Source organism: Nitrosospira briensis, from assembly GCF_900115125.1.
Classification (GTDB): domain Bacteria; phylum Pseudomonadota; class Gammaproteobacteria; order Burkholderiales; family Nitrosomonadaceae; genus Nitrosospira; species Nitrosospira briensis_A.
The window spans coordinates 36,285-53,388 of sequence record NZ_FOVJ01000009.1 but is presented as its reverse complement, the minus strand read 5'-3'; the positions used below and the strand labels follow the sequence as shown (position 1 = coordinate 53,388).

Annotated in this window: 4 protein-coding genes; 1 reads left to right on the top strand and 3 read right to left on the bottom strand. The window is 55.5% G+C overall.

Annotated features, from left to right (window positions below):
• Nucleotides 1-22: 22 nt before the first annotated feature.
• Nucleotides 23-12,001 (top strand): non-ribosomal peptide synthetase, encoded by an 11,979-nt coding sequence (locus tag BMZ14_RS13460; protein WP_143072005.1) that lies wholly within the window; start codon nt 23-25, stop codon nt 11,999-12,001.
• A 244-nt stretch (nt 12,002-12,245) separates the two neighbouring features.
• Here the strand turns inward: BMZ14_RS13460 and BMZ14_RS13455 are convergent, their stop codons facing one another.
• The 3 genes from BMZ14_RS13455 to BMZ14_RS13445 all read right to left on the bottom strand — a co-directional run bounded on the left by BMZ14_RS13455 (nt 12,246) and on the right by BMZ14_RS13445 (nt 17,101).
• Nucleotides 12,246-13,217: an alpha/beta hydrolase gene (locus tag BMZ14_RS13455; RefSeq protein WP_074798520.1), complete on the bottom strand. Its 972-nt coding sequence runs from the start codon at nt 13,215-13,217 to the stop codon at nt 12,246-12,248.
• A 44-nt stretch (nt 13,218-13,261) separates the two neighbouring features.
• Entirely contained in the window at nt 13,262-15,337 is a 2,076-nt protein-coding gene (locus BMZ14_RS13450) for a TonB-dependent siderophore receptor (protein ID WP_256208642.1), read from the bottom strand.
• Between the two features lie 456 nt (nt 15,338-15,793).
• Nucleotides 15,794-17,101 carry a lysine N(6)-hydroxylase/L-ornithine N(5)-oxygenase family protein gene (locus BMZ14_RS13445; RefSeq protein WP_074798463.1) on the bottom strand — a complete coding sequence of 436 codons (1,308 nt, stop codon included), beginning with the start codon at nt 17,099-17,101 and terminating at the stop codon, nt 15,794-15,796.
• Nucleotides 17,102-17,104 lie beyond the last annotated feature (3 nt).

The window sequence follows — 17,104 nt, the reverse complement described above, 5'->3', positions numbered from 1 at the left end:
CCCAGGTTCCACTTGCTTCATCATGAATAGTAGCGATCTTACGCAAAGGCGTGCACGCCTGACCCCCGAACAACGGAAGAAGCTGGCGCAACGTTTGACTGGTGCCAATGCTCCGGCACGGCAACCAAACATTCCTCGACGCGATTCTACCGGGCCCGCCCCGCTTTCTTACGCTCAGCAGCGGCACTGGTTTTTATGGCAATTGGAGCCGTTGAGTACGGCCTATCATATAAGCGGTGGATTGCGGTTGGTGGGCAAGCTCGACATTGAAGCGTTGCGTTCGAGCTTTGAGGCGTTGGGAAGGCGGCACGAATCGCTGCGCACGGTATTTCGGGCCAACGCGGAAGGGCTGCCTGAGCAGATTATTGAGGATGAGTCCGGGCTCGATATTTTGCTGATTGATTTTTCTAATCTATCAGCAGAACAGGGGAGGGTTCGCGGGTACGAAGAAGCGAACCGGATAAACGCCACGCCGTTTGACCTGACACAAGGCCCACTGCTTAGGTTAGCCCTTATCCGCATTGCGCCGGAAGAACACCTTCTTGTGGTAGTGATGCACCACATCATCTCGGATGCCTGGTCCAACCGCATTGTCATTGACGAATTTGCCGCACATTATCGATTGCGCGTGCAGCAGGAGGGAGAGGGGCAGGAACCTTCCTTGCCGGCGTTGACGATCCAGTATGCCGATTATGCGGTATGGCAGCGCAACTGGCTGGAAGCGGGAGAAAAAGATCGGCAGTTAGCCTACTGGCGCAGCCAATTGGGGGAAGAGCATCCGGTATTGCAGCTGCCCACTGACCACCCCCGGCCATCCGTTGCGAGCTACCGAGCGGGGAGACACATATTCATGCTGCCGGCCGGCCTGGTTGTAGGCCTGCAGCGCCAGGCACAAAGCCAGGGGGCGACGCTCTTCATGGCATTGTTGGCTGGTTTTCAAGCCTTGCTGCACCGCTATAGCGAACAGCATGATATTCGTGTTGGCGTGCCGGTTGCCAACCGCCACCGGTTTGAGATAGAGAACATAATCGGCCTGTTCGTGAACACCCAGGTGCTGCGCGCGCGTATTGATGGACGCATGTCCCTGAAGGCCATACTGAATGAAGTCCGTGAAGCCGCGCTTGGCGCACAGACTCACCAGGACCTTCCATTCGAACAACTGGTTGAGGCCCTGCAACCTGAACGCAATCTGAATCAGAACCCGCTATTTCAGGTTATGTACAACCACCTGCGCGAAGACTACCGGGCATTGGAGCGGTTACCCGGGCTCACAGTGGAAGACCATGAGTTAAGCAAGCAGGCGGCGCAGTTTGAACTGACCCTGGATACGGTTGAGTACCCTGATGGCAGGCTGGAGGCAATCTTCACTTATGCCGCTGAGCTGTTTGAGTCAGCTACCATCGAGCGGTTAGGCGAGCGTTACCTTCATCTTCTTGAGCAACTGGCCGGGCATCCCGAGCGCAGTCTTGGCGACATTGACATTTTGAGCGAGGCGGAGCGGGGGCAGCTCAGGGCCTGGGGTGTCAATGATCGGCGTTATGGGGATACTGAGCCTGTACACAGGCTGATTGAGCGGCAGGTTGAAGCGCGGCCGGAAGCGGTGGCGCTGATCTTCGGGGATACCGAGCTGAGCTATGCTGAATTGAACCGGCGGGCCAACTGTTTGGCGCACCGCTTAATGAGCCTGGGGGTCAAGCCCGAGACCAGGGTGGGCATTGCGGTGGAGCGTTCCATCGAGATGGTTGTTGGGCTTTTGGCGATACTTAAGGCTGGCGGTGCTTATGTTCCGCTGGACCCGGAGTATCCGCGGGAGCGGCTGGATTACATGGTGGGGGATAGCGGCATTGGACTGCTTTTGACGCAAAGCCACATCAAATCGCGCATCCCGCATTCGTCAGGGTGTGAGGTTCTGGAACTGGACGTACTTGATCTTGAGGATGAGCCAGAGAGCAACCCGCAAGTTTCTCTACACGGGCAAAACCTCGCCTATGTCATCTATACCTCAGGCTCCACAGGAAAACCAAAAGGTGTGGGCAATCGCCATTGCTCTCTGTACAACCGCCTGGTCTGGATGCAGGAAGCTCATGTCCTAAATCACGGCGATACCGTGCTGCAGAAGACCCCATTTAGTTTTGACGTATCCGTCTGGGAATTCTTCTGGCCGTTGATGCATGGAGCGCGGCTGGCTGTCGCGTCGCCGGGCGATCACCGTGATCCAGCCCGACTGCTTGCATTGATCCAGCGACACCACGTAACGACATTGCACTTTGTACCTTCCATGCTACAGGCCTTCGTGGCGCATGAAGGTATTGAGGTTTGCACTAGCTTGAGGCGGATCATTTGCAGCGGTGAAGCGTTACCCGCGGAGATGGAGAAAAAGGTATTCGGGAAACTTCCGGGAGTCGGGCTCTACAATCTTTATGGGCCGACAGAAGCGGCAATTGATGTAACTCAATGGGAATGTGTTGATAAGGGTGACAGCAACGTGCCGATCGGGCAACCAATAACCGACACACAAACGTACATTCTCGATGCTCATCTTAACCAGGTTCCGGGGGGCGTGGCTGGAGAGTTGTATCTTGGTGGGGTTGGGCTGGCTCGCGGTTATCTCAACCGTGGGGGCCTGACGGCGGAGCGTTTCATTGCTGATCCGTTTGATGAGGAGGGCGGGAGGCTTTACCGCACAGGGGATTTGGCAAGATGGCGGGCAGACGGGCAGATCGAGTATCTGGGGCGACTGGATCACCAGGTCAAGATACGGGGTTTCCGCATAGAGTTGGGAGAGATCGAAACGCAACTGCTGGCGCAGCCTGAAATCCGGGAGGCGGTGGTGATCGCGCGGGAAGCGGAGGGTGCGGGAGGGGGGGCACGGCTGGTGGGCTATGTTTCACCGCATTGTGGCGCGAGTGTGGATGCTGCGCTGATGCGCGAGGCGCTGGCAAAGGCCTTGCCTGACTATATGATTCCATCGGCAATTGTGGTGTTGGAGAGCCTGCCGCTCAATCCGAACGGAAAGGTGGACCGCAAGGCATTGCCTGAGCCGGAATTTGTGGGTACGGTTGATTACGAGGCGCCGCAGGGGGAAGTGGAGGAAGCGCTGGCCGGGATCTGGGCGCAAGTGCTGGGCGTGGGTCAGGTGGGGCGGAATGACAACTTCTTCGAACTGGGGGGAGATTCCATACTCAGTCTTCAGATTGTCACCAAAGCCCGCCGTGCTGGCTGGAAGATCACTCCCCGGCAATTGTTTGAACGGCAGACCATCGCCTCGCTGGCCACAATTGCGGCAACCGTACAGGAAGCGGCTGCAAGTGTGCAGCGGAAAGAAGGAGCAGGCACAGGCAGTGCTGATGGACTTGTGCCGCTGCTGCCCATCCAGGCTGAGTTCTTTGAACAGGAAATTCCTGCACGACATCACTGGAACCAGGCTGCGCTGCTAAAAAGCCGACAGCCTCTGGATCCTGGCCATCTCGATCGAGCACTGGAAGCCGTGGTGCGCCATCATGATGCGCTTCGTTTTCGCTATACGCAAAACGAGAGCGGCAACTGGCAACAGTTTCCTGGAGAATCGGCGGCGTGTGATCTCCTATGGATTCGCCGGGCTGCCACCGAGGTAGATTTGGAAGCGCTATGTACCGAGGCTCAGCGCAGCCTGGACCTGACGGAAGGCCCGCTACTGCGCGCCTTGCTCATCGATATGCCTGATGGCGGCCAGCGACTATTACTGGCTATTCATCACCTGGTAATTGACGGGGTTTCCTGGCGCATTCTGCTCGAGGATTTGCAGACTGCTTACAGCCAGGCCCGAACCAGTAACGCAATCACGCTACCTGCGCACACTGCCGGCTATGAGGAATGGACCAGGCGGCTGCAGGGCTGCGCGCGCGAGTATACGGAAGAGCTGGCCTACTGGCAAAGCCTGGCGGATTGGCCGGTTGTACTGCCTGCCGACAATCCTCAAGGCACAAACATTGTTCGGCATCGGATCAGCGCAACGCTCAGGCTGGACCGGACACTGACCCGGACACTCCTCAAGCAGGCGCCCGCGGCTTACCGCACTCACGTAAACGATCTTTTGCTTACCGCATTGGGAAGCGCTCTCTGCCGGTGGAGCGGGCATAAAAAGATTCTGGTCGACCTTGAAGGTCACGGACGCGAGGATCTGTACGATATCGACCTTTCTCAAACAGTCGGATGGTTTACCAGTCTTTATCCAGTGGCGCTCGATCCTTCCGGGAATCTGGATCAGAGAATCAAGCGCATCAAGGAAAGCCTGAGAAGGATCCCGAACAGGGGATTGGGTTACGGCGTGCTTAAATACAATGGAACGCCGGAACAGCGCAAAGTGCTGGCATCTCTGCCCAGGGCCGAGGTGGTGTTCAACTACCTGGGGCAATTCGACGCGAGCTTCGACGAGAAGGCCTTGTGGATGCTGGCCGACGAATCGGTCGGGGACTCAATGGATGAGGCTGCCCCGCTTGAACACGAAATCTCCATAAACGGAAGCGTTTATGGAGGTGAGCTTAGCCTGGATGTGAGCTACAGCGAGGCACGCTACGAGAAAGCGACGATTGAAGTATTTATAAACCTTTACCGGGCCGAACTCGAAGCGCTGATTGCGCATTGCACCGGTGATGTTCACGGTGTCACCCCGTCGGATTTCCCCCTGGCTGGGATCACCCAGCAGGAGTTGGATCGCTTGCCGGTACCCCCGGCCCAGCTAGAGGACCTTTATCCACTTTCTCCGATGCAATCGGGAATACTGTTCCATAGCGTATTCGATGCCGACGCCGGCATCTACCTTAACCAGTTAAGGGTAGATATTGAAGGGCTGGACGTAAAACGGTTCAAAGCTGGATGGCAGGCTGCGATGGATCGCCATGAAGTGTTGCGAACAGGTTTCCTGGCTCAGGGCGACGTACCTCTGCAATGGGTAGCGAAGACCGTCGAGGTGCCGTTTGTGGAGTACGACTGGTGGAATCAGGCGAGCGGCCTCCCTGGGGACCAGGAGCGGGATCTTGAGGTACTGGCCCAGTCGGAGCATGCTCTCGGTTTCGATCTGGCAAAGCCGCCGCTCATGCGTCTGGCATTGGTACGCATTGCGGACAACAGGCACCATCTCATCTGGACGATCCATCATCTGCTGCTGGACGGGTGGAGCACTTCCCAACTCACGGGTGAAGTACTTCGGCACTATGCTGGCAGCGCGCTGCCAGCATCAGGGGGCCGCTATCGTGATTTTATTGAATGGCTTCATGCTTGCGATGCGAAGGTATCGGAAGCGTACTGGAGGGAAAGATTACGCGAGGCGGCAGAGCCAACCCGGCTTGCCGATGTTTTGCCAGCCCCCTCTATTTCTGCAGGAAACACCGCTTATGGCGAACATGCTACTGCACTTGAGCGAACTGTTACCGAGGGTTTGATCGAGTTCGCCAAACGCGAGCGTGTTACTGTCAATACCTTGGTGCAGGCAGCCTGGGCGCTGTTGCTCAATCGGTATACAGGGCGCAAAACAGTATGCTTCGGCGTGACTGTTGCCGGCAGGCCAGCCGATCTGCCAGGAGCCGAGCGATTGCTGGGGCTCTTCATCAACACTTTGCCGATGATCGCAATGCTCCAGCCGGAGCAAGAGACAGGTACGTGGTTACGCGATTTGCAAGCGCAGAATCTGGCTTCGCGGGAGCACGAACACACGCCGTTGTACGAGATTCAGCGCTGGCTGGGGCAGAGCGGGCAGGGGCTGTTCGACAGTATCCTGGTATTTGAGAATTATCCGGTTGACGAGGTCTTGCAGCAATCCGCTCCTGGCGGGCTCGTTTTCTCTGGAATCAGAAATCGCGAAACGACCAATTATCCGATGACGATATCGGTGATGCAGAGCGACACGCTTTATCTGCATTACAGCTATGCCCGCAGGCACTTCTCTGCGGATGTAGTGAATTGCATTGGAGACCAGGTCATCAGATTGCTCCGCCAGATCGCACAAAGCCCGACTTTGCAACTTGGCGACATTGACATTTTGAGCGAGGCGGAGCGGGGGCAGCTCAGGGCCTGGGGTGTCAATGATCGGCGTTATGGGGATACTGAGCCTGTACACAGGCTGATTGAGCGGCAGGTTGAAGCGCGGCCGGAAGCGGTGGCGCTGATCTTCGGGGATACCGAGCTGAGCTATGCTGAATTGAACCGGCGGGCCAACTGTTTGGCGCACCGCTTAATGAGCCTGGGGGTCAAGCCCGAGACCAGGGTGGGCATTGCGGTGGAGCGTTCCATCGAGATGGTTGTTGGGCTTTTGGCGATACTTAAGGCTGGCGGTGCTTATGTTCCGCTGGACCCGGAGTATCCGCGGGAGCGGCTGGATTACATGGTGACAGACAGCGCGCTCGGTTTGCTGCTGACGCAAAGCCATATTAGGGGACGCATTCCGCAGTCGGCGCAATGCGAGGTGCTGGAACTGGACGTGCTGGACCTCGATGGCGAGTCCGAACGCAACCCGGCGGTATCCCTGCATGGAGACAACTTCGCCTATGTCATCTATACCTCAGGCTCCACCGGCAAGCCAAAGGGCGTCGGCGTGCCCCATCATGCCCTTGCCGAACATGCTCAGGTTGCGGTTGGGTTTTTTTGTCTCGCTTCCTCGGACCGGATGCTGCAATTTTCGACGATCAATTTTGACGGCTTTATCGAACAGCTTTTTCCGCCCCTATGTGTCGGCGCAGGGGTTGTCTTGCGCGGCCCTATGCTATGGGATAGCGATACCTTCTACCACGAGCTGATCAATAAGCGGATAACGGTGGCGGATCTGACTACAGCATATTGGTTTCTTCTGGTGCAGGACTTCGCCAGAATCGGACCGCGTGACTATGGCTTATTGCGGCAGGTTCACGCAGGCGGTGAAGCGATGTCCCCCGAAGGGCTTATAGCTTGGAAGCATGCTGGATTTGACGGGGTCACCCTCCTTAATACCTACGGACCCACCGAGGCAGCCGTGACAGCGACCGCTTGCGATTGCAGCAATTATTCGCGTGGTAACGAGGCAGTACTGACGAAAGTGGCCATCGGCAAGCCGCTTGCGGGCCGCAATATTTACTTGCTGGATGCCAATCTCACTCCTGTCCCATCGGGGATTCCAGGTGAGCTGTGCATTGGAGGAGATCTACTGGCACGGGGTTATCTCAACCGCGGGGGCCTGACGGCAGAGCGTTTCATTGCTGATCCGTTTGATGAGGAGGGCGGGAGGCTTTACCGCACAGGGGATTTGGCAAGATGGCGGGCAGACGGGCAGATTGAATACCTTGGGCGACTGGATCATCAGGTCAAGATACGGGGTTTCCGCATAGAGTTGGGCGAGATAGAGGCACAACTGCTTATTCAGCCTGATGTCAGGGAAGCTGTTGTAATCGCTGGAGAAGGGCCAAGCGGTGCAAGGCTGGTGGGCTATGTTTCCCCGCATGCAGGCAAGAATGTGGACATTGTGCGACTACGCGAAGCGCTGGCGAAAGTTTTGCCTGACTATATGATTCCGTCGGCAATTGTGGTGTTGGAGAGCCTGCCGCTCAATCCGAACGGAAAGGTGGACCGCAAGGCATTGCCTGAGCCGGAATTTGTGGGTACGGTTGATTACGAGGCGCCGCAGGGGGAAGTGGAGGAAGCGCTGGCCGGGATCTGGGCGCAAGTGCTGGGCGTGGGGCAGGTGGGGCGGAATGACAACTTCTTCGAACTGGGGGGAGACTCCATACTCAGTCTTCAGATTGTCACCAAAGCCCGCCGTGCTGGCTGGAAGATCACTCCCCGGCAATTGTTTGAACGGCAGACCATCACGTCACTATCGAAAGTGACCGAAGCCATACAGGAACCAGCCGAAGTGGTGGCCAGGCGGCAGCGCGGTTATCTGCGCGATTATCTGAGAACCGAAGCAATCAGCATGCTTGCTTTCACAGATGATGAAATTGAGGACATTTATCCTTTGTCCCCCACCCAGGAAGGAATGCTGTTTCATACATTAGAAGCGACGGGTACTGGCCTCTATGTGAATCAGATCAGTGTCGAAGTGGAAGGTCTTGAACCCAAGCGGCTCGCAGATGCGTGGCGGGCAATGGTTGCTCGACACCCGGTATTGCGTACTGGTTTTCTGTGGCAAGCCGGGTTGGCCCGTCCGCTGCAGATTATATTCAAGCAGGTCGATGTACCTGTTGTTCACTTGGACTGGCGTGGCCTGGATCAACTGGAATCCCGGATTGCTGTTTACGCTGAGGAAGACCTGACGCGAGAATTTGACTTTCTTGCACCACCGCTGGTCCGGCTTGCATTCATACGTATTGCTGACGACCGCTATCACCTGGTTTGGACAAAGCACCACATCCTGCTGGACGGTTGGAGTGACTCCATGCTGATCAGCGAGTGGCTGCGTTGCTACGGCGGCGAAACGCTTGTCGCGCCCGGGCCGGACTACGGTCATTATGTACATTGGCTTGCAAGACAGGATGTACAGGCAACCAAAGTTTTTTGGCAAACTGAACTTCGAGGGATCGAAGGCGCCACTATACTAGCTCAGGCGACGAACAGGTTGGGCAAGAGGAAGGAGGGAGATAAGAGATCAGGGTTTGCGCAGATCTACACTCGTCTGAATCCGGAGGAAACGCTCCAACTGAAAGCATTTGCGCAACGGCGCCAGGTGACGCTCAATACGGTCATCCAGGCGGCATGGGCGCTGCTTTTGCAGCGCTATACGGGCAAGGATACTGTTGTATTCGGCGCAACCGTAGCGGGCCGCCCGCCGAGTCTGCCAAAAGCTGACGAGATCCTGGGATTATTCATCAATACGATTCCAGTTCCAGTCGAGCGCCGCAGTGAGCTGACAGTAGTAGAGTATCTTAGCCTGCTGCAGAAAACGAATGCAAGACTGCGTGAGCATGAGCATGCATCGCTCGCCGAGGTTCAGCGTTGGGCGGGCTCGCCTGGACAGTCTTTATTCGACAGCATTGTCGTGTTTGAAAATTACCCCATAGACGAGGCGATGCGCGGTAATGAACTTTATGGCCTTCGTTTCGGTGAAGTAGAGGGCAAGGGGCTTACCGGGTATGCGATGGATTTGCAAGTCGTTGTGGGCGAGATGCTGGAGATTGAGTACTGCTACGGACAAGCCAACATTCCAGACGAATTCGCGCTGGAGATTCGCGAACATATGGAATTCCTGATGAGGGAAATGGTGGCTCATCCGCAGCGGGTGATTGGAGAGCTTGGTTGGATGGAAGGAGTAAAACCCGATCACCTTTTCTCGCTAGGATCGACTACCCGCACTCCCGGACTTTCTCAACTCCCGCATCTGCCGGTTCATCGCCTGATCGAACAGAATGCAGTTGAACAACCCGAAGCGATAGCCCTGCTGATGGGGGAGCGGGAGCTCTGCTATGGCGAATTGAACATGCGGGCAAATCGACTCGCACATAAGCTGGTTAGTATGGGGATGGGCCCGGACGTAAGGGTAGGCGTGGCGATGGAGCGCTCACTCGAGGTGATCGTCACGCTGCTCGCCGTGCTCAAGGCCGGCGGAGCCTATGTGCCGCTTGACCCTGAGTATCCGGCCGAGCGCCTTTCCTTCATGATTAAGGACAGCGGCATGTCGCTCCTTTTGACTGAAGAGAAATTGTTGCGCAAGCTTGGCAGTGATGCCAAGGTGCGGCCACTGGCCTTGGATTCACTGGACGTAACCGCTGAATCTAGCCAAAACCCAAGCATTCCCCTCCATGAACATAACCTGGCCTATATTATCTATACATCGGGCTCGACGGGGCTTCCCAAGGGTGTAGCAGTGGCGCATGGCCCGTTAAGCATGCATTGTCGCGCTACGGCTGAGATATATGGCATGACGCCGCACTCGTGCGAACTGCTCTTCATGTCGTTTTCGTTCGATGGAGCGCATGAGCGCTGGTTAACGGCATTGACAGTGGGTGCAGGGCTGGCGGTTCGTGACCAGGAACTGTGGACGGCGGAACAGACGTACGATGCCCTGCACAATTATGGCATTACCAATGCTGCGTTTCCACCCGCATATTTGGGGCAAGTTGCCGAATGGGCGGCGCCCCGCAGCGATCCGCCGCCGGTAGAGCTTTATGTGTTCGGAGGTGAAGCCATGCCCAAGGCCTCCTATGACCTTGTGCGGAAGACCTTACGGCCGCGCATTCTCATCAATGGGTACGGGCCGACCGAGACGGTTGTTACACCATTGATCTGGAAGACGGAGGCGAGCAACAGCTTCGATTGCGCCTACGCGCCCATCGGCCGGCCGGTAGGAGAACGTACTGCGTATGTGCTCGATGTAGACATGCAGCCTGTACCTGTGGGCGTGGTCGGGGAGTTGTATATCGGCGGCTACGGACTGGCGCGCGGGTACCTTGGACGGACAGGGATGACCGCTGAACGCTTCGTGGCCGATCCATTTGATGCGAACGGGGGGAGGCTTTATCGCACGGGTGATTTGGTACGGTGGCTGGATGACGGCAATATCGAGTACATCGGCCGTGCCGACCACCAGGTGAAGATTCGCGGGTTTCGAATCGAGTTGGGCGAAATCGAGGCATGTATACGCGAACTCCACGAAACAGGGGACGTTGCGGTTGTGGTCTACGATGGCCCGACAGGCCCTCAACTGGTTGCTTATGTCGTTCCCGTTGCAGCTGCATCGGCTGCGCCGGTTCAAGGCGAAGCCACGCATGATTTTTCTGCTGAGCTGAAGCAGCAACTCGCCAAACGGCTACCTGACTACATGGTGCCCGCGCATATTCTCATGCTGGAGACATTGCCCCGGTTGCCAAGCGGCAAGCTGAACCGCGATGGATTGCCCGAACCGGGTGCTGTTGCCAGCGATATTTATCGAGTGCCTTCTACTCCTGAGGCCAGACTGCTCGCACAAATCTGGCAGGAAGTGCTGGGCGTGGAACGCGTAGGTGAAACGGACAACTTCTTCGCGCTTGGTGGAGATTCGCTTTCCAGCCTGAAAGTGATGGCTCGTATGCGCAACGTGCCGGGCGCGAAGTTCGATTTCAAACTGCGGGATTTGATGCAGCGTCCCTCGATCGCGGATTTGCTTGGCCTGGACATGCAAGCTCCGGCGGAAACACAAACGTTGCTATTATTAAACCAGCCGGGCGAGAAAGCGAAAGCCGAGCCGTTATTCTGTATTCATGCGGGATTTGGGACCGTGTTTGATTATCAGCCCCTGGCGCGACAGCTGCACGGCAAACGGACAGTCTACGGACTACCCAGCCGCATGTTGGCAAACCCGGCGCATAGTGACACTTCTCTGGCTCAAATGGCCGCGGATTATTGCCAAATCATCCGCCAGATGCAGCCGGAAGGGCCATACCACTTGCTTGGCTGGTCCTTGGGCGGCACCCTTGCCGCCATGATTGCTGCATCGCTTGAGGCGGAGGCTCAAACGGTTGCATTTCTCGGCCTCATCGATCCTTTTATCCCTGATGTGGACGAGCCTGAGCCCGACGATTGGCGGCAGGACTTTTTCGATTTTGTTTCAGTGGCGTTGCCTGGGGCGAAAATTGAGGGCGTGGGTAGCGTTTACTCCAATGACAACGTGACCGGCGTGGAGCAGCCATCGGAGCAAATAATATCAAGCCTGCTGGAAGCCCTGATTTTAGCGGAGCAGGCACGAAGAGGCACAGGGGGGTCAAGCAGTGCAGAGGTTGGCGGTTATGCGGACATGGGAGCGGGGGAGTTAGCCCGTATCTTCACTGTCGCGCGGCATTTAAAAGCGCTCGCGGCACAGGCGCCCAGCTTGAGTCGCTTGAACATTCCGCCCTCGTGCTGGTGGGTCGCAGCACGCCCATTGTCGGACAGATCGGCTCTTGCCCGGCAAATAGATCAGGTTGAACCGGTTTCGAACGAGATCAATACGGACCACTTTGCGATTGTGCGAGCTAGCCCTTTATTGCTGGGAATAAAATCGGCTTTGGAGGATCTTTATTCGCAAAGCACTTTTTTGCCGACGTAGATTTATTCCCACCTGCCTGCTGGGCTGATCAAAGAGTAATAAGGGATAGGCAGGTCTGTCCCCTGTTATTCAACTGGGTGATTTTCTGGAAAGATAGGTCAGGCGGAGAGGTACGTTTAGAAAGAGAGGCTATTTCCTTGTTTCTTCCTGCGATCAATCAAAGACGGCCAAGACGAATCGGAAGACTGGCAAAATCGCGGCCGCATGTAGATGGCTATTGAATTGAAAGGGTTGTCAGCTCTATTTAATATGATCCATTATGAAATGCGCTTGCAAGCCCTCGAGCAATATCCTCACGCACCTTGCTCGCTTCGCTTACGATGTTACCCAGGCGGGCGAAATCATGCGTCATTCCTTCATAGATTTTAAGTTGGGTGGGCACCCCTGCCGCCTTGAGCTTATCCGCGTACGCCACACCTTCATCCAGCAAGGGGTCGTATTCGGCCAAAGCAATAAATGCGGGAGCGAGGCCTGTAAGATCGGATGCTTCCAGCGGCGCAAAACGCCAATCCTTCCGGTCTTTTTCGCCGCGTAAATAATTGTTGAACATCCACTGAAGCGTCGGCGCTTCGAGCAGATACCCTTTTGCCAGGCGGCGGTGGGAATCGGTATCTTGCCAGGCGCTTGTACAGGGGTAGAGCAACGCCTGAAGCACGGGCTGGGGCCAGCCTTCGTTGCGCGCCGTAATCGTTAATCCAGTTGCCAAAGTCCCACCGGCGCTATCGCCTCCCACAGCAATACGTTGCGTATCGATACCATAAGCGGAGCCGTTAGAAAGAAGCCATTGGTAGGCATCCTGGGCGTCATGGACAGCAGTCGGGAATGGGTATTCGGGCGCGAGCCTGTATCCAACGCTTACTATGCAGCAGGGCGTGAGTGCCGCCAAAGCCCTGCAGAGGGAGTCGTGGGAATCGAGGCTGCCGACGCAGTATCCCCCGCCGTGAAAGTAAAGCAAGGCAGAAAAGGATACCACCTCCAGAGGCTCGCTCAGCATAGGAGTATAAAGTCTTGCCGTGATCCTGCTGCCGTCCCGGCAGGGGATGCTGATTGCATTGACGCTCGCCACCTCCATGCCGGCGCCGTCCAGCACTAGAGTTGACATGTCGTATTGCTCCCGAGCCTTCATGGGCGACAGTTCGTGCAAGGGAGGGGCGCCATTGCTGGCGCCCACTTCCACCAGTTCGAGAAACGCGGCAAGATCAGGGTCAAGTCCCACCAAGAGTTCTCCCAGCCATCGTGCAGTAAGGTTTTACCAGCATATCAAAACCTCAGTTTCAATGTCCCTACAACAGTACGTCGCGACCCCAGGAAGAAGCTCCCGCCGCCTGGGCCAGGACCTGCAGTAAAGTATTTTTCATCAAATATGTTATTCGCATTGATTAGAAATTGCCAGGGGCCGTGATCATATCGAAGGACCGCGTCGAACAGGGTGAACGACGGGGTGGTGCTTGTGTTTGCATCATCATTGAATACCCTGCCCACATAACGAACGCCGCCTCCGATGAAGAATCCCCTCAACGCGTCGACATTCAGCGTGCCAAGGTTATAATCGAGCCAGCCCGAGGCTGTCAGGTTGGGGACGCGGAGTGGCATTTTGCCTGCGAAGCCCTCGGCACTTTCGGTTATCTTGACATCGACATAGCTGAAAGCACCAATCGCATTCAGGCCTCGAAAAACCTCTGTCCTTGCTTCCAGTTCCGCGCCCCGGGAGCGAACCTCGCCTGTTTCCGTAAGACCACGTGGTGAGCGAGGATCAAAAGTCAGAACGTTGGTTTTGGTCAACTCGAACAACGCTGCCGTGAACAGGCTTCTGGTGCCGGGAGGCTGATACTTGATGCCCACTTCATACTGCGAAGCGCGCGTAGGTTCGAAGGGACTGTTATTAAAAAAATTGAGCCCATATTGAGGCAAAAAAGATTGCGAATAACTGAAATAAGGCGCGACACCGTTGGAGAAAAGGTAGGTCAGGCCGGCCCTGCCGGTGTACGCTGAATCTTTGCTCGCGGTATGCTGGGGGTTGAAAACATTAACGTCAGTAACGCTCGACACCTTATCGTGGCGGCCGCTTAGAGTCAAAACCCAGCGCTGATCAAACTTGATTTGATCCTGTACGTAAAAGCCAACCTGGTCTATCTTCTGGACGCCATCGATGGCCAGCAAATCCGGTGTGGGCATCGGCTGGTTATAGTTGGGATTGAAAATATCAATGGAAGGGGTTGGAGCACTGGCTGCAAAATATTTGAGGGTGGACTCAACGCGATTCCAGTCGATTCCGACCAAAGCGGTATGATTGAAAGGACCTGTGCGAGCACGAGCCTCGATGTGTGTATCGAGCACCGTTTGATCCACTCGTTCCCGGGTGCCGAATGCACTGCGACGCAGAGTTCGCCCATCCGCGGCAAATCGGGTTTCTGTGTCAGGATCGAAACCGGGATCAATCTCCCTGTACCTGCCATTGAGCCCCATGAAACGGAAGTTTTGCCGCGCCGTGACGCTGTCATTGAAATGGTGCTCAAGTTTGTAGCTTACGGAGGCCTGGTCGGTGGAATACCGCGTAAAGTTAGGGTCACCCAGAAGCGTGTTGGTAGGGCGGCCATCTGGCGCAGCTTGGTAAAAGGCAGACGCTTGGCTACGGTTGTTCAGGATGTCACCAAAAAGAGTAATGGATGTTCTGTTGGTGGGGCGCCAGGTCAGAGATGGTGAGATGTAAAAGCGCCTGATCTGGGCCCGGTCCCCGCCTGTATTGGGAAAGCGTACCTGGGTGTCCGTATCGAGCGCGGAGGTAACAAGGCGGAACATCAATGTTCCATCTTCATTTGCCAGGCCAAAATCCGCGGCAATTCGCTTGCGGTCAAAATTGCCGTACTGGAGTTCGATCTCGCGGATAGGAGTGGCAGTGGGAAGCTTGGTTATCCTGTTCACGATACCCCCGGCGTCGCCTCGCCCAAACGTGACTGAAGTGGGGCCGCGCAATACATCCACCCGCTCGAGGGAATAGGGATCGGTGATGAAGTCGGCGAAATAAAGCCCTCTTCCCTGCTGGCTTAAATTATCCCGGAAGTTGGCAGTGCTCAAGGAGTTGAAGCCTCGCATGCTTACATACTCGAAACCTCGCCCCTCAAATCCAAACTGGTCCGCGGTTACGCCCGGTATGTAACGCAGTGCTTCGGTGAAATTGAGTTGCACGCCGCGCATGGTCAACTCATCGCGGGTGATGACGGTCATCGACTGGGGTATTTCGAGAATCGGGGTCTTCGTCTTTGTCGCCGTCATGGTATCTTTCGTACCGTACTCAATTTTATCAAGTCCTGTATCCTTGATAACCAATGTCGGCAAAACGGTTTCCTCCTGCTTGCCCAATTCAGCTGGCCTTTGAGTATCTTTTGCAGCCGGTGCGGCCTTCCCTCCAGAGGTTTGTTCTTTCGATTCAGATGGTGGTTCTATAGCGGATTGTCCGGTGCTACCGTCCTCCGGAAGAGTTTTCCTTTCGGACTGCTGCCCAGCCTTGGCCGGTTCTGGAGAAGCTTGTTGCGCATGGGCATATCCTGCCATGGACAAGCTAAGGAGGGCATACTGTAGCGCGGTTGCGAGTTTGGTGCGTTGGATGCGGTGGGTAAGTGGACAGCGCCCTTTAATAGTTTTTTTATAGGCTTTCATTTTTTGAAGTTGCTGTAGTTGAAAAATTTTTTTAAATATTTCCGACGTGACTGGCTATTTAACCATATCGATGAGGTGGGCGCAGTTATTTTAAGGAATAATTCTCATTTAAGGAAGATGATTTAGAAGGGCAATTTAGCGACTTGCGACCGCTCGTATGGGTGTTCCTGTTTGTTTAATCTCAGGTTGATTGACTTCAGAAAGCAGGGCGTGCCCTATCTCATTGGTTCGGACGGCAGTTACCGACAACAATGTGTCACTCAGGCCGTGGCTCGATTCACAGGCTCCCTGGAGAAAGACTGCAGGCCTGAAATTCGGGGTACTTTTCAGCCGGTAGTTGCGATCGACAGAAAAGTTATTCATATAGGGCAACAGTGGATTCAGCAGGGATTTGTGATAATCCCGGCGGTAGCCGGTTGCAAGCACAATTGCATCATAAGTCGCACAATGCTCGTGGCCCGCGTTGAGGTCCCGCAGCAGCAACTGAATGCCTTCTTCCGGTAAAGCCTGGACGCTGACGACCTCGTGGCGTCGGAGGAAGCGGTGACGGGCATCACCGGTCACTTTCTGCTGGTAGAATGCATTGAAGATCTGTTCGATCAGGACGAGATCGGGTGCGGCGTAATTGGTATGCCAGAATTCCTCCAGAAGAGCAGCGCGATCCCGCTCAGAGCGGCTGAAAACGAAATCAGTAAAATCGGCATTGAAAATTTCGTTGACGAAAGGGCTGTCATCAGAAGGTTTGATGGCGCGGGCGCGCATGATGAGGTCGACGTGAGGGGCGCTTGGGCGATTGTGCAAATCCATGAAAATTTCCGCAGCGCTCTGGCCGGCGCCTACTACCGCTATTCTTTTGGCGTCCTTGTGTCGTTCGATCTCGCGAAGGTAGCTGTTCGAATGGAAAACTCGGACGTCACCCTTCAGTGGACGGAAGCACTCAGGTATACTTGGTACCCCGCCGACGCTAACAATAAGATTTCGCCCCAATCGTTCCCGGATCATCCCATTTGCATCCCGCGAGCGAACGCGCAGTAGCGTAACCTCGTCATTTCGCTTCTCAGGCAGCACTTCCAGAACTTCTTCGCCATAAGCACACCGATCGTTGAAATGCGACGCAGCCCATGCAAGGTAGTCGTTAAACTCGTGGCGGCTGGGAAAAAAGGTTTTCAGGTTGATAAAGTCCTGAAGCCTCTGCTTTTGATGCAGATAATTGATAAACGTGAAATGGCTGGACGGGTTGCGCATGGTTGCCAGATCCTTCAAAAAGGAAATCTGCATATGCGTATTGTCCAGCATCATATTGGCATGCCAGGCGAAACTGGGCTGTTTCTCGATAAAGAAAGAGTTTATGTCGTACCCTTCCTGCTTCTTTTCCTCCAGCGTAATGGCAAGCGAAATGTTGGAGGGGCCAAAGCCGATACCGATCAGATCATGTATTTGCATTGC

Coding starts and splice junctions, on each gene's coding strand:
- BMZ14_RS13445 (WP_074798463.1), bottom strand. CDS start 17,101: ATGCAAATACATGATCTGATCGGTATCGGCTTTGGCCCCTCCAACATT.
- BMZ14_RS13460 (WP_143072005.1), top strand. CDS start 23: ATGAATAGTAGCGATCTTACGCAAAGGCGTGCACGCCTGACCCCCGAA.